The sequence below is a fragment of the Rhodoferax ferrireducens genome, assembly GCF_003347515.1.
GTDB lineage: Bacteria > Pseudomonadota > Gammaproteobacteria > Burkholderiales > Burkholderiaceae_C > Rhodoferax.
Genome location: NZ_QEII01000284.1, coordinates 1 through 18,561, shown reverse-complemented (window position 1 = coordinate 18,561; position 18,561 = coordinate 1). Strand labels below are relative to the sequence as shown.

The following is an 18,561-nucleotide window of genomic DNA, read 5'->3' as shown; positions in this document are numbered from 1 at the left end:
TGGTCAGCAGGGACCAGGCACAGACCGACACAGGACGCGATGAGCACGTCGTCCTGGATAACAGACGCACGTGAAGGCGTAGATACACCTACCGTAGCGGAATCTGATTGCGATGAAATCATTGCTTGCTCCTTGTGCCTTCAGGTCAATGAACGTTGCTCAAATAACAGTGAGTAAAAATAGCACTCCGCATTGCAGGCGTTGCATCGAAGGCCGCGCCCAACTCGCTCATATCGATATGCAGTGATAACGTGGCGCCGACAGAGGCAATGGAAACCAACCCCGCAAACGCTGAGACAGTGTGCTCCAAGCAAAAATCTCCTGCGTGCCTTGTTGCATGCTTACATTTATTTTCATGACTACACCGAGCTTGTCAGTCGATGGAAATTTTGTACTTTGTCACCACGTCCATCCATTTCGACCGCTCCTTGGTAATGAGGTTTGTTACATCCTTCCCTGAACTGCTCTGTACTTCCATCGCCAATGCGCCAAAGCGTTCCCGAAGTTCCGTGGTCGCCAGCACCTTCGCGATGTGCTGATTCAGCAAATCAACCCGGGGCAGCGGAGTATTTTTGGGTACAACCACCGCGAACCACACAGAAGCATCAACCCCGAGCAGCCCCTCCTCGCCAAGCGTGGGCACATCGGGCAGTACAGCAACGCGACGCGGGCCGATGATGGCGATGGCGCGTAACTTGTGCGACTTAATCTGTGGTATCGAGTTTTGAACGATGTCGCAGGTCATCTGCGTATCGCCAGCCAACACGCTGGCCAGAGCCGGGGCCGTCCCGTTGTAGGGGACGTGCAGCATGTCCAAGTTGGCCATTGAGCTGAAGAGGGCACAGGCCAGATGCAGCGGGTTACCGTTGCCGTTGGAGGCAAAAGCGAAGCGGCCATTCATGCTCTTGATGTAAGCCGTGAGCTCCTTAAGGTTTTTGGCAGGTACACCGGCGTTAACCACCATCACCAGCGGCGCTCGCGCAACCATCGAGACCGGCGTGAAATCACGGTCGGGGTCGTATGCCATCTTCTTGTAGACAACAGGATTCACCGCAAGACTAGCCGAGGAGGCCATGAAGAGGGTGTACCCATCGGGTTGCGCCTTGGCCACTTGCGACGCAGCGACCATGGTGTTGCCGCCGGGCTTGTTCTCAACGATGACGGCCTGGCCAAGCGAACGTGACAGTCCCTCGGCGAGGGTGCGAGCAAGTTGGTCCACAGGACCGCCAGCTGCGTAAGGTACAACGATTTTCAGCGGCTTGCTTGGGAAGGTTTCGGCGAGAGCGATTTGTGCGAGGAAGGTGGTCGCTACTGCAGCGGCAGCGACCCTCGCGATGTTGGTGGCGACGGCACACACCAGAGTGAATAGCCCGAGAGAGTCAATGCGCGTCCTTGTCATTTTTTTTGCTCCTTTAAACTGCACAAGCCTGAAGAAGCACGGCGGACAGCCGTTGATCCAGGATGGCGGCGACCGTATTGATCTCTTCGCGTCCGAACTGGCAGAAGAGTGTTGAGGGTTTGTCGTACTCGATTACCGATCCTCCATCTTCGCTCGCATACAGCACAACACGTAGCGGCGCGTACAGCCCGGCGGCCAAATCTACGCGAGTCATCTGCACCGCGTAGAGCACATTGCCGATGAGGTAGGAGGTAGCCTCCTTGCGCTCGCCGTTTAGCAACAGCCAATCGCCATGCGGGCCGACGTAATGGATGGCGAGGCCCGCGTCGCCCGCAGCGAGAGTAAGCGCGGCGCGCACCTCCTCGATCTTGCCCAGGCGTAACAACTCGCGGACGTGGTCGGAGAGGCGGCCCAAGCGCGACTCGATAGCTTTCTTCACTGAGGCGTAGGGCTTGTCCGTGCTGATGCGGACATGGGTGACTGTAACTGCGCTCTCCGCAACTAGGGCCATGGCTTTGTCGTTAGGGTTCATTCGGCTTATCTCCTTTAAAAACTATCGGTTGCTCGGTGCGGCGCAAAATATCGCGGAGCTGAATAGAAGTATATACGCCTAATTACACGAGACTACTAGCGTAAACACGTAGACGATCTAGTATTTTCCAATTCAGGTATGAGCCTGAGCGAAGACGGATGTGAGGATTGAATCAGGCGGCGGACTTGGGTCGTCGGTTGAACAAGTCAAACAGTTTAAGCCGGGCCACATTCATCGCATTGGCTGCCTCCAGATCGCTGTGGGCTTTGGCCTTTGATTGAAGTTGTGTGATGGCGATCCCCTTGCGCAGGAACTTGCCCACGCCATCCAGGCTGGCCAACTTGTCCAGCGGGGTTTGCACCATGTCATGCGGATAGGTCTTCCTGACCTTGCCCTTGGCATCGACCGCCTCCTTGGCAAACAAGCAAGGCCGATGCAGGTTGACGTAGGGGTTGAGGTATTCGCGGCAGAACGCGTTGATGGGCGCAGCAAAGCGCTGGGGAATGTGGCTGTAGCCAAATGCCTTTCTGACCACCGCGCCGTTCTTGCTCTCGGCCAGCGCATTGTCATTGGACTGGCGTGAGCGTGACTTGGTCTGCTCCACCCGCAGCTTCTCCAGCAGCTGGGCCACGGTCTTGTTGATGTACTCCGAGCCGTTGTCCGAGTGAAAGCCCAGAATCCTGAACGGAAACTGCTCCATCATGTCTTGCAGCACAGGCAGCAAGTAGGCCTCGCTGATGCGCTCACAAGTGGCCACCACCTCCCACTGGGTGACGATGTCCACCGCATTGACGTGATAGACCCCCTTGGTGCCGTCCAGATCGCCCTGGTGAACCGAGTCGATGCGGATGAAGCCAGGGCGACCCTCGGGGCGGGGGGGCGCGGCGCATGCCGATCGGATTGACCACTGGGCGCGTCTTGGTGAAGCTCACGCGCTGACTCTGGTAAGTCTTGCTGTGGCGCAGGTTGTACAGGTGCGACACCGACAGGCTGGCCAGGCGCTCAAACCGCGCATCGCCAAACACATGCAATGCCCGCTTGAGCAAATGCGTGGTGGCCGGCCCCGAGAGCGTGCCGTGGGCGCGGTCCACCTCGGCCAGCAGCAAGGCGTCAGCCGGGGTGTAGCGCTGCGCAAACGGATGGGCCGGGGCGCGGTAGCGTTTGTGCAGGCTCTGGCCATCCAGGACCCGTGCCAGCAGCCGTGTGAGTTGGGCGCGCGAGTAGCCGCAGGTGGCCAGCAGGTAGCGCAGTACCACGCCTTTGTCGGGCCGATTCAGGCGGGCGTAGCCAAAGCGCTGGGCCACCGAGACGATGTAGGCGTAGCGGGCGTCATCGCTGTCGGGCACGCAAAAGCGCACCTCCAGCGTGCCGGCCAGGAAGGCCTGAAGTTGGGAAATTGTTTGCAGACGGGTCTCGTCCATGTCGATCACCATGGGAAAAATGATCGCCCCAAACCCGCCCCTCAGGCTCATACCTCGTTGGAATCACGCACCCCGCTTCAGGCTCATACCTCGTTGGATAAGGCTATCTTGTGCCATTCTGCGCATATGCGCGTATAATTGTCGCCGCGCCTTTTCAACCCCAGAGTCAATCATGACTTATCTGGACAGGCGAGATGCCATCGTTGCCATGCTCGCATCGCTCACCACTGGCGCGTCGTTCGCGCTGGCTTGGCCCGCCAAGGCGGTGATCGTGAAAGTGGCTTACCCGGCAGGTGGCCCCGCCGACGTAGCCATGCGCGAGCTACAGCCAGCCCTGCAGCGAGCGCCAGGCCAAGCGGTGGTCATCGAAAATGTACCCGGCGCAGGCGGCTCCATCGCGGCAAGGACAGTGCTGTCGGCGGCGCCCGGCGGTCACACGCTGCTCGTGAGCACTGGCAATGATGTCATCCTTGCCCCGCTCGCTCTGGCCACAGCAAGGTATCGTGCCGAGGCCTTAAGGCTTGTGGAAAATATGAGCCTGAAACAAGCCGCAAAATGGTTCACGACCGAGTCTGATAAGTACGCGCGAGTGGTCAAGGCAATCCGGCAAGAACACCAATTACCCGCCGGTCAAAGGTGAAAACGAAACTCAGAGATGAGAGCATATGCGCACAAATGTATAATTTCCGTATCCGATAAAACATATGGTGACCATGCTCCAGTGCAATTGCTCCATTCTTCGTAGCGCCACACGTGCGCTGTCTATCGCCTACGACGAGGCGCTGCGCCATTCCGGACTGCGCGTGTCACAGTTCTCGCTACTCGCGCGGCTCGACGCCATTGGCGAGACTGCTATCAACGACCTGGCTCAATCTATGACCATGGACCGTACCACGCTTGGGCGTAACCTTCGCCTACTTGAGCGTGACAACCTTGTTCGTATGCGCGTTGGTGTGGATCGTCGCGCGCGCCTCATCGATCTTACCGTTGCGGGCCACAAGGCACTGGCAGAGGCCACACCCCTGTGGAAGGAGATCCACAACCGCTTTGAAAATGAATTTGGAAAGAGCAGGGCAAAAGAGTTACGCCAGGTCTTGGGCTCAGTGGTAGAGGCAGGGCTGGCCCTGTATTCGGGCGACGCGGTGCTTGCCGGAGATTAAAGGCCTTACAGCCATTCACTCCTTCTACACACACCACGCTCTAGCGCTGCAAGCCCTGTCGAAACTTAGAAGTTATCCGTAAATAGTAAACTATCGTCCTGAGCCGTAGTTCACACGGCGTCGGGGGCGAATGCATGGCGACACGCAAGCGGGTCGAATCGTGGGTGGTGAGTGATGAATTTTGGCGGCGTGTCGAGCCGTGTCAACGGGTGTTGGGAAACGCTGAATTCCGGGCTTGAGTGCGCAGTTTGTTCTTGATGTTGCAGGATTTCAGTCACTTCCATCCCTGACCTCCCTAAGGCACTCAGGGATGGGCGCACGGGTTGACGTGACCAGGATTTAGGTAATTGTTGAGAGGGTCGCCACGCACTGGGACGTGGGTTATCCGGGACAAGGCGCCACGCGCAAGCGGCTGCGTTGTAATACACCTACTCCGAAGTAGGCGGGCACAGCGGCGGCAGTTACTTGCAAGTTCATTCCGACCGCTGCGCCCTACACCGTGTCAATGACGGGTGCAGCTTGATTGTTGCACCCTTGGACGCATCTCGTCCAGCACACCTTTGGTTTGCCAGAGGTGCTCATGCGCGATCTTCCCGCCCGACTCTTCCTGTGCGCGGGTTGCCGCGTGCAAGTCCTGGTTTGCAGCCACTGTGACCGGGGACAACGCTATTGCGCCGCTGGGTGTTCAGCCGCCACCCGCCAGGCCCTGCAAAGTGACGCTGCCCGGCGTTATCAATGCAGCCGCGCTGGCCGGTTCAAGCATGCCGAACGTACTCGTCGTTGGCGTGAGCGTCGGGCTGCTTTGGCGCAGAAAGTGACGCATCAGATAAGATTCGTTGTAAATTTACTACGAGAGTAACTTGTTGATTCGACGTGGGGTTTTCCAAGTAAACAAATTCACATCTTTCCGGGCTCTTTTTTCCGCCCGAACGGCCCTCTGGCAACCTTCCCGTCAGCGATTGCCTTAAGCAAAGCCATCTCGGTGCGCAGCGTCTCGTTCACGGACGCCAGCCGTGTGATCTCCACCAAATGGCTGTCCACCGACTCGCGCAGCTTGCGATTTTTCTCCCGCTCCTTCACCAGAAGGTCTGCCTTCTCGTTGCATTGCTGGCGAATCGCCCTGCCGGTGACGGCACGAACCTGCTCCGCAAAGTCGGGATAGCGATTGTTGATCAAGGGTGGCGAGACCTTGGCCTCATCTGCCACACCCTTGAGCGTTACCTTCTCGCCCCGGCGTTGCACGCGAATCAGTGCCAGGTTCAACTGGTGCAGCGTGCGCTCCCGATCCCGCTTCCTCGGGGCGTCCGCAACTTCCTCGGCAGGAACCTTAGCGGGAAGCAACTTGGGCATCTTCGTCTCCAGCATCCACTTGCACACCCAGGTCCTTCAGAATCTTGGCGGCCTGCGCCAGATCGCGCTCGACCCGCTTCACCACCCCGGGCCCCATCTCGGCGGCATCATTTTTCAACTCTTTATGGTGGCGATACGCCTCCTGCCAGATCGGAATGAACCGGCTGTCGATCAGCCCGTTACCGCACTCACTGCAAGTGCCCTTGGCATAGATGCCCGACCCGCCACACCCCTCGTCCTGCGCAAGACACCACGAATGTCCAGTGGAGCGGATATTGATGCGATGCGAGGTCTCGGTGAGCAGTTCCTTACGCCCTTCGAAGTCGTGGGCACGCATCTGCTTGATCTTAAGACCCGCACCACCGGCCAGCGGTTCGTCCTTCTCCAGCCACTGGGCAACCACCCCGGCTTTGTAGGTCATCAGTTCGATCAGGATGTCGTCATACAGGCCTGCGTCCTGCACAGGAATTGCGCCGTAGAGCTGCGTCATGTCGATGCTGGAATGCTTGAACTGTTCTTTCAGGAACAGCAAATCCCCCAGGCGATGGCGAACAAAGGTGTAGGCGTAGAGCCTGCGCATCTGGTGGGCTGCGAGTTTCCAGTTCGTTCCGGCGTCAAGGGCAAATTGGGTAAGAATCTGCGTCCAACCGGTCCCCGACACCGGCACGATCCCACTGCTGCCATTGCCTAGAAAGAGCTTGCGGGTGTTGCTTCTGGCGGTGGCCAGCCATTGAAGTTCTTCGGGCGTGAGTTGCTTTTTCTGCTTCTCCATCGCAGCGATCTGCTCGGCCAGTCGCTCGCGGTAAGGCTGCGACCAGCGCTCCAGAATGCGCAGGATGTCGTGCCCCATCGAGGGCATCAGGTACTCCACACGCCCCTTCTTGGTCTTATGTTCCACACTGGCCACCCAATGGAAGGTGATGCCGTTCTTGACCTCCGTGCGCCCCGCGCCAATCTCAATGCTCGACAGTTCGGAAGAGCGCATTCCGGTGAGCACACCCAACAGGTAGAAGCAGGCATCCCGAATGCCGATGATCTCAGCAACCCTGAACACCGAACGCTCCCCGCGATCCCGCTCGTCCAGCAACGCGTCTGCACATCCCAGAATGCCCCTGGCATGACGGTAAAGGCACTGCGCCACTTCGACCGGTATCAATGGCGTCAAGGCCACCTTGCGCGAGTCCTTCGCATCTTCTCCGACCATGCCCGCCATTTCCATCGCACTCGAATCCGGCCAGGGATGCACCTGCAAAGCTCCGTCGTGCTGAGAACGAAACAGGTACAGCAGCTCCACCGTCGAGAATTGTTTGTTCAGCGTGGCAGGCACCAGCCCTGCCTTCTTTCGTTCGTGAACGAAGTTGGCGACGTGAAACGACCCCATGTCTACGAGCGATTCCAACTTGACCCTGTCCGCAAAGCGGCAGACGATGCGCAGGCTATTCAGGTTATTGACCAGTGACGACACCCCCGGCACTTCCGAGCCCGGACGCCCCACCTTCCAGTAGCGGTAGAGGACGTTTTGGCAGGCTTCACGATAGACCTCTGGAATGCCCGACCAGTCCAAGCGTTTCTTGTTTTTGTTTGTGTTCGGCGTGGTTACGAAGGGCCACATTTCCCACACCAGATCCTTGGCGCGGGAGAGCACCATGGTGTTGCCGACATCGTCCAGCACCGCGCTGATAACCACGTTGCCCCGATCTTCAGGCGACAGGCCTGCCAGACTCGCAGGTTGGTCAGCCAGCAGTTCGTAGGCCTTGCCAATCCGTTTCCTTGCCGCTCGCGCCTCGGGTGCAGCGACCACCTTTGCAGGAGCCGCAACGTTTGCGTGGATGGTCTTACGTTTGGCCATTGACCACCTCCGGGCTGCTCAGGGTGTAAGACGCCCAGAATTTGAGCGGATCGGCTCGGGCGCGTGCTTTGGCAGCAGCGACCAATTGCGCGTCGAACTTGTCCGCCGTGAAGCGGTCGATCATGTTCATCGTGTTGCGAAACTCGGCCCGCCAATCCTCAGTTCTGGCGTGGTTCATTTCCCGCTCAAGGAACCAGTAGAAGCTAAAGAGTCGGTGCAGATCCTCGGGCGAGCCGACTACGGCATAGCTCTTGCAGGCAAAGCAGGAGAAGAAATCATCACAAGGCTCGCCGTTCTTGGGTGCCTTGTCACCATGGTAGGGGTCTTTGCAGCGCCCGGTGGGCGACTTCCCGGGCAGGATGGGGATGACTTTTCGGTCTGTCGAGCCCTGGTCATAGATGTCCTGCAGAGCCTCCCCTACAAAGGTGGCGTTCTCCCGCATTTGCTGGGTGCAGGCCAGATAGTGGATGTCGGCAGTTTTGGGGTCGTGGCCCATCATGGCTGCGGTGGCAATCAAGTCTCCGCCTGAGAGGATCCACAGGCGGTGCTCCAGCGTCTTGCGCAGGCGAGAGAGGTTCAGGCGCAAGGGCTGGCCGTCGTCGGCCTTCAAATCGTGCCGCTCGATCAGGGCGGCGATGCCAAATCCCACCGTGCTGCCCGTCAACACAGTGACCTTGCCGGATGCACTGCTCTTCAACTCTGCCCGGTACAACCACACGCGATCCTTATGCTCTGGCTTGGCATCACGCACCAGCGCCTCAGAAAGTAGCAGCGCCTTGCGCAGCAGAGCCACCCCGTCCATAGGGACCGCCAACGAACCATCGTGCGTTTTCGAGTAGCGCAATTGCAGGAGCTTGGTGGCATTGCCGCGGCGCTTGAACAGTTCCATCAGCATCATGTTGGGCATGAAGGCGTGGTCACGCAGGCAGTCACGGGACGCTTCCAGTATGGGTGTTGGATTGGCCCCGGTGCGGATCGCTACCGCCAGCAGATAGACCACCATTGCGGCGCTGTCAGTGTCCGCAAACGCCCCCTTATGGATGGCAATGATGTCCTCTCGCAGCGCCATGGCTAACCGCAGGCGCTCAGTCTGAGACAGCGGTTTGGCGCCATTCTTGAGGGTATTGCTGCCGGGGAAGGGATTGGCTGGAAAGAGGTCTTCGTGGGCCTGGACGATTCCGCGTCGGACCAAAGCGGCGAGGACGGATTTTGTCTTGTCGTAGCGGTCTTTTTGCGTGCCGTAGGACCAGTCTTGGTGATCCTTGATCCAGCCGATGTATTGCAGGATGTGCCGGGGCTCCACCGATTGCGGCTCGAACGCAGCACCCGACGCTTCCAGGTATTCGAAGAAGTGCCGCATTCCGTGTCGCCAGTAGCTGACGATGGTGTAGGTCGTCACCGCCTTGCTGGCGTGGAAAGCACGCAACTGCCCGGCGCAGGCCCACACCCATGCGTCGATGCCCGTGCCGAGCCAGGGGGTTAGGTCAAGGGAGCGGGTTGTAGAAGGGTTTTCTGGGAGGTCGATGACCAGGCTGGTGGCATCGACCGATTGCGGCGCGGTGGTGGTGACTTCAACGGGGGCCGGGGCACCAAAGGGTTTTTTGTTTTTCATGCGGGTTCTGCCTCCAGCGTGGAGGCAAATAGTTGGTCAATCTCATCCTCGTGTGCCAGGACCAGATGCCCTTCCAACGAGTTGATCAGGTGCAGATAGACCATGGTGGTGCTGACATCGCTGTGGCCCAAACGGTCACGCACATACAGCAGCGGCTCTCCCTCAAACGTGGTGCTTTTTCTGAGGCTCCACAGCAGGTAGGTGGCATAGCTGTGGCGAAGCATGTGGGCTGTCACGGCGAAGCCGACCCGCATGGACAGGGCGCTGAAGATGGCGGTGATCGAGTTCTTGGAGTAGGGCAAACCGCCCTCTGTGAGAAAGAGGTTGGGGAACTCTTGGGCGTCGCGGTTGTTGTTGGCGCGGCCCTGCCTGTGCCGCACCGAGTAGGCCCAGAGCTTCTCCATCAGGTCACAAGGCACATCAATGTCGCGTGGCTTGCTGTTCTTAGTCGCCATGTCAGCTGGATCAAGGTGCAGGCGGATCTTTTGCCCGGAGCGCAGATCCTTGCGCCGCTCGGGATCGAACACATAGGCATCGGGGAAGGTGCGGCACTCGATCTGGCGCAGGCCGGTTCGCACCATCAGCTCGTACATGAGCTGGTGCGTCGTGTTGCTCAGGGCCTCGTGGCAGACCCCAATCTGATCCTTCGTGAGGAAGCGGATGGTCTGCTGCTTCTGTTGCAGCAACACCTGCGGGCTGGAAACCTTGCCACTGGTGGTGTCCACGTGAGCCAGGAAGCCGGGCTGGCGACTCGTCTGTACCTCAACATAATCAAAGGGCACGCACTCGATGTGGCGCTGCTCGACGGCCCACTTGTAGAAGCGCACCACAATCCGCAAACGCTGGTTAATCGTGCTGGCCTGAAGTCCCAGCGTGCCCCGCGACCAGTCGCGCCACGCCTCAATTGCTCCAGGCATGCCAGGTGGGGCGGGTTTCGTCCAATCGTAGCGATTGGTCAGCGCAAAGCCAAAGAAGTCATATACCGCCCGACCATAGCTCTCCCAGGTCTTTGTGCTTGAGGTGCGCCCGGACTTGACCAATACCTGCCACAACCAGTTTTGCGCCGGCTGGATGGCGTCACCATCGTCGTTGATGAGCAGCGGGAAACCCTCGAAGGTTCGTCCTTGCACCACGAGATTCTTGTCGGCCAGTACAAACCTCACAGCACGCCCTTGAGCCGCCCAACTGCACCTTTGAAGTCCAACCCAAACACATACATCGCCAGATCAATCGCGCCGCCGCCGCCGCGCTTTTGGCGGGTGTCGTAGAACTTGGGACCCTCGCACAGAAACTCGTATTCTCTGCCGGCGACGTTGACATGCCATCGGCTGGCGTTGTGCCGTGTCAGGGGGATGAAGTCCGGGTCTTCCTTTATGTGGTCGGCCAGCACCTTGAGCACGTCCAAGGCAGGTAGGGCACGCCAACGTACCAATTCAGAGTTATCCACAATTGCGCGTCCCATTTGTTCCTCCCCCGGACCCCCACCTGCTACTCGTCTTTTATCAAAGACTTGCTACTCGACCTCAAGTAGCGCGCATATTCATGCAGCTTATTGAATTGCTTGAAGATGGCAAGTAAAGATGCTGACGCGTCCGTTCATCAGGGTTCCCAGGACACCCCCTCGGATGCTGTACTGCCAGTCATCCCGTCCACCCTCTCAATCCCAACCACTGAGCCATGCAGCGCGGCAGCATCGACTTCCTCCATCTTGGTGCCCAGTGCGCCCGCTGCCCTGTGGCGTTGCCACTGGTGCTGCACAAGCTGCGTGGCGCATGTGCGTTTGGGATTTCTGCTCAATAACCGCGAGTACAAATCCAACCATGGCCATAGCCCCTGAATTGCGCGCCCAAATCCTGCGCCTGTACCAAGCCGAGCTCTGGCGTATCGGCACCATCGCGACCCAGCTGCACGTGCACCGTGACACTGTGCGCCGGGTACTTGAGACTGCCAACGTCATGCGAGCCCAGCAGTCCCTGCGAGCCAGCCAGGCTGATCCCTATTTGCCCTTCATCCGCGAGACGCTGGCCAAATTCCCCACACTCACGGCCAGCCGCCTTCATGCCATGGTGCAGGGTCGTGGCTACCTTGGTGGCAGTGACTACTTTCGCCGTATCGTGGCTCGCCACCGTCCGCGTCCCGCCGCTGAGGCCTACCTGCGCCTTCGCACCTTGCCGGGTGAACAGGCACAAGTTGACTGGGCTCATTTCGATCATGTCGAGGTTGGTAAAGCTCGCCGTCCCCTGATGGCCTTTGTGATGGTGTTGGCCTACTCACGGCGCATCTTCCTGCACTTTAGTTTGAACGCCCGCATGGACAGCTTCCTGCTCGGCCATGTACTGGCGTTTGAAGCATGGGGTGGCGTTCCCAGGGTCATCTTGAGCGATAACCTTAAAAGCGCTGTGCTGGAGCGCGTGGGCAGTGCCATCCGTTTCAATCCTGAGTACCTGGCATTTGCCGCCCACCACCGTTATGAGCCGCGCCCGGTGGCGGTGGCACGCGGCAACGAGAAGGGGCGCGTGGAGCGATCGATTCGATACATCCGCGACAACTTCTTTGCCGCGCGCAGCTTCACCGATGTGGATGATCTCAACGCACAGGCGCGTCTTTGGGTAGCAGGACCAGCGGCGGACAGGCGCTGGCCTGAGGATGACCAATTGACGGTGGGCCACGCGCGTTGGACGTAACAGTACGTCCCCACAAGTTGGACTCGTATGACGAACTGACCCCGGCCAAACCGGATACAGATGCCACAGATGAGCAGGACGACAAATCATGAACACGAACGCCATTACCGACCATGCCAGCCAGGTTCCCGCCATCAATTTGGCGCAACTTCAGGAGCGCGCCAAAGCTCTGCGTTTGATGGGCCTGCTGGCGCACTGGGAGACCCTGCAGGGCGACCCAGTACGACTGGGGTGGACCAAAGATGTATTGGACTGGGAAGAGAGTGAGCGAGCCCAGCGCAGTCTGGAACGCCGACTGCGGGCAGCCCATATTGGGCGTTTCAAACCACTGGCCGACTTCGATTGGGATTGGCCCACACACTGCGACCGCATGGCAGTGCAGGAGCTGATGACCCTGTCCTTTATGGCGGATGCCAGCGCTGACCATCGCCGCCTTGTACAAGAGCCGCTGGCAGGTGGAGTTGTTCTTCAAATGGATCAAGCAGCATTTGCGGATCAAAAAATTCCTGGGCACCAGCGAGAACGCCGTGAAGACCCAAATCTGGTGCGCCGTCTGCACCTACGTGCTCATCGCCATCGTCAAGAAGGAGCTTCAACTCGATGCCTCGCTCTATGCATTGCTACAGATTCTTTCGGTCTCAGTTTTCGAGAAAACCCAGCTTGCATGCGCCTTGCAGACCTGTACCCCAATTCCAGAAACACCGGTTGGCGCTAACCAGTTGAATTTGTTCAACTTTTAACCGGACACTACTGAGAATTTATACGTAAATAATATTTAGTCAGCCCTGCAGAATCCCGCCAACCCGCATGAATGCTGGTTTTCTGTGTAAATGAGGTGCACCAATTCCCTCAAGAATCGTTTTACAGAGAGTTTATTTCCGAGGGATTTGAGGATGCAAACGCCTGACTTTTTCCGCAGCCGCATCGATGCCATGATCAACCTGAGCGACCCCCTGGCAGTGCTGGCGAGCCGACTGCCCTGGGATCAGATCGAAGCGTCGGTGGCAGCGAAATTCGAGCGCCAGGCTCGCGCCGGCCAGATCCTTGAAGGCCGTGACATGTTCGGCCCCACGCAGGCCCTGATGGGTGCAGGTCGCAGCAACGCGGGCAGGCCCAAGCTACCGATTCGCCTGATGGCCAGCCTGCTGTACCTCAAGCACAGCTTCAATCTCAGCGACGAGGAACTGGTTGTGCGCTGGAGCGAGAACATCGTCTGGCAGTTCTTCAGCGGCATGGCCTACTACGAACACCGGCTGCCGTGCGACGCCACACAGATTGGGCGCTTTCGCCGCGACCTGGGCGAAGAAGGCCTGGAACTGTTGCTCAAGGCCACCATCGACACGGCCGTAGCCCTTGAGGCGCTCAAGCCCAAGGACCTGGAGCGCGTGATTGTGGATACCACCGTCCAGGAGAAGGCCATCGCCCACCCGACAGACAGCCGTTTGCTGGAGATCGCGCGCCACAAGGTGGTCAGCGCTGCCAAGCGTGCCGGCATCGGGCTCAAACAGACTTTTGCCAAAGAAGGCAAAGCGCTGCGCTGGCGCGCCGGCGGCTACGCGCATGCCAAGCAGTTTCGGCGCCTGAAACGGGTTCTCAAACGCCAGCGCACAATTTTGGGCATCGTCATGCGCCAGGTGCAGCGCAAGATGCAGGGGGCGGACTTTGCACCTGATCACCCCAAGGCAGTCAGTGACCTGGGGCTGTGGCTGGGGCGCGCTGAACGCATCCGCACGCAGCAGCGCAACGACAAGAACAAACTGTACGCGCTGCACGCGCCGGAAGTTGAGTGTATTGGCAAGGGAAAGGCGCGCAAGCCCTACGAGTTTGGCGTCAAGAGCGCCGTAATAGTCTCCCACCAGCATGGCCTGATGCTGGGCGCGCGTACCTTCCCCGGCAACCCCTACGACGGCCACATTCTGAGCGCAGTCCTGGAGCAGGCAACCAACCTGATGCAAGACTTGAGCGTCACCATCCAGGACGTCGTGGTCGATCTGGGCTTTCGCGGCGTGGACGCCGACAACCCGAACAAGACAATCATTCACCGGGGCAAGTTCAAGAGCCTGAGTGCGCAGCAAAAGGGCTGGCTCAAACAGCGCCCGGCAGTGGAGCCGGCCATCGGACACTTGAAGTCTGATCACCGCATGGATCGCTGCTGGCTGCAAGGCTCGCTGGGAGATGCGTTGCATGCCCTGAGCTGCGCTGCGGGCTACAACCTGCGCTGGTTGCTGCGCGCGATTGCCCGGCTGGGCATAGGAGCGGCTTTTTTGCGCTTGTTGCAGCTAACGGCGTCACCGCTATGGGCCGCGGCAGAGTCATATGGGACTCATGCGCGCATCGGGACTTGGCACTTGAGCAACTTGCTTGACGGCGAGGCCGTGGCAAAAAAACCGAGTTTTGGCCAGGTCGAGTGGGCTGGTTTTTGAAGAATGAATTTTGCAGGGCAGACTATTTACGGAACTTCTCGCCTTAACTGATCAATTTTTGGTTGGCAACAACAGACCACTCTGGTCAAATCCTCGTTGGCGTCATCATTTAGCCCATTTTCATGGGTTTTATTTCGCTCGGAAAAGCCTGTCCATGAGCGTTCGAAACCAACGATGCGCCGGATCCCGATGCAGACGTTCATGCCAAAACATTTTCACGTTCAAGCTGGGAAGTGCAAATGGTGGCTCATATGTGCGAAGACCAAGAAGTCGCCCTGCAGCCGTTCCAACGCGGGCGGGAACCGTACAAAGGAGATCAGTTTCCCGCAAGACCATCAGCAAAGAGAGAAAGTTAGGTACCTCGATGGCGATCCGCCCGGACTCTGCTTCGCCGCGAACGAGTTCTTCCACTGCGCCGTAGCCCTGAGGAAGCGGCGCAACAATAACGTGTGACGCACTTCGGAATGCGCTTTTGCTCAGTTTCGCAGCGGTGTTCACGAAAAGGCTTCCGGCCAGGCACACATAGTTGTCCCTGAAGAGCAACTGCTGGTAGAAGCTTCCCCCCAGGTCAGTAAAACCACCAACCGCCAGATCGACCTCCGCGCCTTCCAGCTGCTGCTTCGCAGGCCGGAGGGTATTGGTGACTGCCTTGACGGTAACGAGCGGTGCTTCTTCGCGCAACACGCTCGCAAGTTTAGGGAGAAGCAGGGTTGCACCGAAATCGGTGGCAAAAAAACTGAACGTACGGCGCGCTTTGGACGGTTCGAATGCGGCTCGTGAATCCAGCTGCTCATGGGCGATCGTGAGGATGGCATCCACCGCTTCAAGCAATTCAAGTGCGCGCGGAGTAGGCTCCATTCCCCGGCCGGTGCGAACCAGCAGCGCATCTCCAAAGTGCTTGCGGAGGCGTGTCACCGCTTGGCTAATGGCCGGCTGTGTAAGCCCGAGCTGTACCGCGGCTTGGGACAAATTGCGCAAGCGCATCACCGTCGAAAAAATCGTCAGTGTCTTGATGTCGAGATTGCTGATATGCATTGCACTAATACCTGTTCTAAGCCGTACGATCTATCGCGGCGAGTCCCGGCGACCTAGGATACGTACCTGTTTGCCGTTGCGATTGAAGCACAAGGCAAACGGATCCGCAATCTACACATAGGAGTTCGTCATGGGTATCAAAAGTACGGGTATGCACCACTTGGCGCTGTGCACCAAGGATATGGAAGAAACAGTTCGCTTCTGGAGCGGCGTGATGGGTTGCCCCATCGTCACGACTCTTCATCTCCCGCCAGTCGACCCATTTGCGGGTTTGACCTGGGGCGACCTTGCCGACAAGAAACATTACTTCTTTGACATAGGAAACGGCGACCGCGTCGCTTTCTTTGATTTGAAGGACGAAACACCAGAGACCAAAGACAAAGGATTTGCCCACCATGTCGCGTTGGGTGTGGAGAGCGAGGGCGCACTGCTTGAGGCCAAAAAACACCTGGAGTCGAAAGGTGTCGAGGTTTCCGATGTCATTGATCACCTCTTCTGCAAATCGATTTACTTCCGCGACCCCAACGGCGTCTTTTTGGAGTACTCGGTGTACACGGGAAACTGGACGTTCGAGACCCCTTTCCTTCAGGATCCCAATCCCGTGCCATCAGCCCGCGAGCTCTTTGGCGATCGCTACGACAAGGAGTTGCGCCACTTCACAGCCGGTCATGTGGATACATATGACGCCAGCCGGAGCGGAGCGTGACGATAGACGTAGCCATCGTGGGCGGTGGGCCTGTCGGGCTCGTCGCCGCGCTTTACCTTGCGACCAAGGGCGTTGGAGTGGCGCTGATAGAGGCCGAGCTTGAGACGGCGAAAGAACAGCGTGGTGCGGCGTTCCACCCTCCCACGCTTGAAATGCTGGACGAGCTCGGCATCACTTCGGAAATCTTGCCTCGCGGCGTTAAGGTTCCGGTGTGGCAGGTACGTGATCGCAGCGGCCTGATCGCGGAATTCGACCTGGGATTGCTGCGCGACGAGACCAGGTATCCGTTTCGCTTTCACATGCCGCAGCATGTTTTGTCAGACGTTTTGATCAAGCGATTGCGTGCCACCCCCGCAAAACTTTTGCATGGGCACAAGGTACTGGGAATCGAATCCAAAGCAGATCGGGTCGAAGTGCGGTTTAGCGGAGACGACGGGGTCGAACAGACGCTTGATGCACGCTGGGTCATAGGCGCGGATGGCGCGCACAGCGTGATACGCAAGCAGTCCGCTATCGACTTTCCGGGCTTCAGCTGGCCGGAGCGCTTCCTGGTCACCAATGTGACGCAGCCTCTTGAAGGTCTGGGATTTTCGGGCGCCGCTTACGTCACAGACCCCGAGAGATGGGCGGTTGTCCTGAAGCTGTCGGATGACAAATATGCCAACCTCTGGCGGATTGCAATGCCAGCCGACCCTGACCTTCCCGATCCAGAAGTTCTGGCACCAGAGGCCGTACAAAAGCGCCTTCATGAATTCTTGCCGGGTGAGGGTCAATTCGACGTGGTTTACAGCAGCACCTACCGGGTGCATCAGAGAGTGGCGTCGAGGTTTCGGCACGGGCGCGTCTTTCTCGCGGGCGATGCCGCACACATCAACAACCCTTTGGGCGGATTTGGCTTGAACGGCGGAGTGCACGACGCATTCAACCTGGCACAGCGGCTTCTCAGCGTCGTACGCCAGAGCGGTCCTGAGTCGGCTTTGGATGTCTACGAAAGACAGCGCCGCTATGTTGCAGTCGAGCATGTTCAGGCACAAAGCATACGCAACAAAAAACAGATGGAAGAGAGGGATCCCGCACGCCGGGCGGAACAGGCATTGAGCCTGCGGCAGACCGCGGCAGACCCTGACCGCGCCAAGCAGTACTTGATGGACACCTCGATGCTCAACTCAGTCCAGCGAGCCGCCGAAATTGCATAAGGATCGCGCAGTGATAACCCTCTATGGCCTTAACACGCCGAACTCGCACAAGATCAGTATTGCCCTTGAAGAACTGGCGTTGCCTTACCAGGTCCAGTGTGTCGATGTCCGGGCTGGTGAACATCTGCGGGACTCATTCAGGGAGATAGCGCCGAACGCCAAAATTCCCGTCATTACAGACCATGACTCGAACACGACCGTTTTTGAGTCATGCGCCATCCTGCTGTATCTCGCCTCAAAGTCCAACCGGCTCATGCCGGTGACGCCCAACGAGCGCTGGGAAGCGCTCCAGTGGTTGTTCTTCCAGGCTTCAGCTATCGGCCCGATGTTCGGCCAGCTGGCCTGGTTTACGTACTACGCGGGTGAGCCACTGCCTTACGCAATTGACAGATACCGAACCGAAGTTGAGCGGCTATTCGGTGTCGTAGACCAGCGATTGGCGGGCCGAGACTGGATTTGTGGGGACTATTCGATTGTGGACATCGCCCACTATGGCTGGTTCAACTGCATATCTGCCATGCATTTCGATTTTGGGCGGCACGTCCATCTGTCGCGTTGGTTTGACCGCATGTCAAACCGGCCAGCCGTTGTTCGCGGTGTCCAGGTTCCTTCCCCTCTTTCCGGATGGGATGCCGCCGCAAGGTTTGGCTGACGAATTCACTTTCCTGACAACCAGAGACAAACACCATGAATTACACAAGATGCGCGCGACGGCGATTTTTACTGGCGGCAGCTGTTGCAGTCAGCCCCATAAAATTATTGTCAAGCGCTTACGCGCAGCAAACCTTTCCAACCCGTGCAGTCCAGCTGGTGGTGCCCTTCCCGCCGGGAGGTGTGACAGACGCGTTGGCAAGGTTGCTCGGAAATGAACTGCAAGCCGCGCTGGGGCAACCCTTCATTGTGATCAACAAGCCTGGGGCCTCCGGTGCCATAGCTGCTGAATTCGTCAAGGGTTCTCCGGCTGACGGGTATACGCTGATGATGGGTCACATCGGCACCCACGCAGTGAATCCTGCGCTCTATAAGAAGCTCCCCTACAACCCCGTCACTGACTTCGCCCCCATCAGTCTGTCCTGGTCAAGTTTTTTCGTACAGACCGATAGGTTGTTTGATTGCCGATTTCTGCTCGAAAGCATTGGGTGGCAAGTTGCCCAGTGTGGAGTGCAACCGCTGGCTGTTGTAGAAGCTGACGAT

19 protein-coding genes and 2 pseudogenes are annotated in these 18,561 nt (G+C 58.4%); 10 read left to right on the top strand and 11 right to left on the bottom strand.

Annotated features, from left to right (window positions below):
* Positions 1-373: 373 nt before the first annotated feature.
* From C5P05_RS16750 to C5P05_RS34560, 4 genes are all read right to left on the bottom strand, one after another.
* Positions 374-1,399 (bottom strand): Bug family tripartite tricarboxylate transporter substrate binding protein, encoded by a 1,026-nt coding sequence (locus C5P05_RS16750; protein ID WP_114970986.1) that lies wholly within the window; start codon positions 1,397-1,399, stop codon positions 374-376.
* 13 nt (positions 1,400-1,412) lie between these two features.
* Complete coding sequence (locus C5P05_RS16745; RefSeq protein ID WP_114970985.1) at positions 1,413-1,931, bottom strand: DUF302 domain-containing protein; 519 nt, start codon at positions 1,929-1,931, stop codon at positions 1,413-1,415.
* A 172-nt stretch (positions 1,932-2,103) separates the two neighbouring features.
* Positions 2,104-2,715, bottom strand: coding sequence for a hypothetical protein (locus tag C5P05_RS34565; RefSeq protein WP_232834542.1), 612 nt, complete (start codon positions 2,713-2,715; stop codon positions 2,104-2,106).
* A complete protein-coding gene (locus C5P05_RS34560; protein ID WP_232834541.1) occupies positions 2,675-3,352 on the bottom strand; it encodes a hypothetical protein in 678 nt (225 codons plus the stop codon). Before C5P05_RS34560 ends, C5P05_RS34565 begins: the two co-directional genes overlap by 41 nt.
* A 172-nt stretch (positions 3,353-3,524) precedes the next feature.
* Between C5P05_RS34560 and C5P05_RS16735 the strand changes: the two genes are divergently transcribed.
* Together C5P05_RS16735 and C5P05_RS16730 are read left to right on the top strand one after the other, a co-directional pair.
* The gene (locus C5P05_RS16735; RefSeq protein WP_157979361.1) at positions 3,525-3,992 is read left to right on the top strand and encodes a tripartite tricarboxylate transporter substrate-binding protein; all 468 of its coding nucleotides are present in this window, start codon (positions 3,525-3,527) and stop codon (positions 3,990-3,992) included.
* A gap of 64 nt (positions 3,993-4,056) precedes the next feature.
* Complete coding sequence (locus C5P05_RS16730; protein ID WP_232834540.1) at positions 4,057-4,512, top strand: MarR family winged helix-turn-helix transcriptional regulator; 456 nt, start codon at positions 4,057-4,059, stop codon at positions 4,510-4,512.
* A 685-nt stretch (positions 4,513-5,197) separates the two neighbouring features.
* Here C5P05_RS16730 and C5P05_RS33735 read toward each other — a convergent pair.
* From C5P05_RS33735 to C5P05_RS16705, 6 genes are all read right to left on the bottom strand, one after another.
* Positions 5,198-5,335 carry a hypothetical protein gene (locus tag C5P05_RS33735; RefSeq protein WP_157979360.1) on the bottom strand — a complete coding sequence of 46 codons (138 nt, stop codon included), beginning with the start codon at positions 5,333-5,335 and terminating at the stop codon, positions 5,198-5,200.
* 74 nt (positions 5,336-5,409) lie between these two features.
* On the bottom strand, positions 5,410-5,862 hold the full coding sequence (locus tag C5P05_RS16725; RefSeq protein WP_114970984.1) for a TetR family transcriptional regulator: 453 nt from the start codon (positions 5,860-5,862) through the stop codon (positions 5,410-5,412).
* Entirely contained in the window at positions 5,840-7,711 is a 1,872-nt protein-coding gene (locus C5P05_RS16720; protein ID WP_114970983.1) for a site-specific integrase, read from the bottom strand. Before C5P05_RS16720 ends, C5P05_RS16725 begins: the two co-directional genes overlap by 23 nt.
* On the bottom strand, positions 7,698-9,323 hold the full coding sequence (locus C5P05_RS16715) for a hypothetical protein (protein WP_114970982.1): 1,626 nt from the start codon (positions 9,321-9,323) through the stop codon (positions 7,698-7,700). The genes C5P05_RS16720 and C5P05_RS16715 overlap by 14 nt, the downstream gene beginning before the upstream one ends.
* Entirely contained in the window at positions 9,320-10,486 is a 1,167-nt protein-coding gene (locus C5P05_RS16710) for a tyrosine-type recombinase/integrase (protein WP_114970981.1), read from the bottom strand. Before C5P05_RS16710 ends, C5P05_RS16715 begins: the two co-directional genes overlap by 4 nt.
* The gene (locus C5P05_RS16705; protein WP_114970980.1) at positions 10,483-10,785 is read right to left on the bottom strand and encodes a hypothetical protein; all 303 of its coding nucleotides are present in this window, start codon (positions 10,783-10,785) and stop codon (positions 10,483-10,485) included. Before C5P05_RS16705 ends, C5P05_RS16710 begins: the two co-directional genes overlap by 4 nt.
* Before the next feature lie 358 nt (positions 10,786-11,143).
* Between C5P05_RS16705 and istA the strand changes: the two genes are divergently transcribed.
* The 4 genes and pseudogenes from istA (at position 11,144) to C5P05_RS16685 (ending at position 14,430) form a co-directional block, all read left to right on the top strand.
* On the top strand, positions 11,144-12,007 hold the full coding sequence (istA, locus tag C5P05_RS16700) for an IS21 family transposase (protein ID WP_232834539.1): 864 nt from the start codon (positions 11,144-11,146) through the stop codon (positions 12,005-12,007).
* Between the two features lie 88 nt (positions 12,008-12,095).
* Positions 12,096-12,362, top strand: a pseudogene (locus C5P05_RS34555) (hypothetical protein); the annotation flags it as partial.
* 55 nt (positions 12,363-12,417) lie between these two features.
* Positions 12,418-12,747, top strand: a pseudogene (locus tag C5P05_RS16690) (transposase); the annotation flags it as partial.
* A 153-nt stretch (positions 12,748-12,900) separates the two neighbouring features.
* Complete coding sequence (locus C5P05_RS16685; RefSeq protein WP_232834538.1) at positions 12,901-14,430, top strand: IS5 family transposase; 1,530 nt, start codon at positions 12,901-12,903, stop codon at positions 14,428-14,430.
* A 129-nt stretch (positions 14,431-14,559) separates the two neighbouring features.
* Here C5P05_RS16685 and C5P05_RS16680 read toward each other — a convergent pair whose 3' ends face one another.
* The gene (locus tag C5P05_RS16680) at positions 14,560-15,465 is read right to left on the bottom strand and encodes a LysR family transcriptional regulator (RefSeq protein WP_114970979.1); all 906 of its coding nucleotides are present in this window, start codon (positions 15,463-15,465) and stop codon (positions 14,560-14,562) included.
* Positions 15,466-15,595: 130 nt separating this feature from the next.
* Between C5P05_RS16680 and C5P05_RS16675 the strand changes: the two genes are divergently transcribed.
* The 4 genes from C5P05_RS16675 to C5P05_RS16660 all read left to right on the top strand — a co-directional run.
* Positions 15,596-16,171 carry a VOC family protein gene (locus tag C5P05_RS16675; RefSeq protein WP_114970978.1) on the top strand — a complete coding sequence of 192 codons (576 nt, stop codon included), beginning with the start codon at positions 15,596-15,598 and terminating at the stop codon, positions 16,169-16,171.
* A complete protein-coding gene (locus tag C5P05_RS16670; RefSeq protein WP_114970977.1) occupies positions 16,168-17,367 on the top strand; it encodes an FAD-dependent oxidoreductase in 1,200 nt (399 codons plus the stop codon). Before C5P05_RS16675 ends, C5P05_RS16670 begins: the two co-directional genes overlap by 4 nt.
* Positions 17,368-17,377: 10 nt before the next feature.
* Complete coding sequence (locus C5P05_RS16665; protein WP_198674758.1) at positions 17,378-18,019, top strand: glutathione S-transferase family protein; 642 nt, start codon at positions 17,378-17,380, stop codon at positions 18,017-18,019.
* A gap of 35 nt (positions 18,020-18,054) precedes the next feature.
* On the top strand, positions 18,055-18,561 hold a 507-nt coding region (locus C5P05_RS16660; protein ID WP_269813939.1), incomplete at its 3' end, for a Bug family tripartite tricarboxylate transporter substrate binding protein.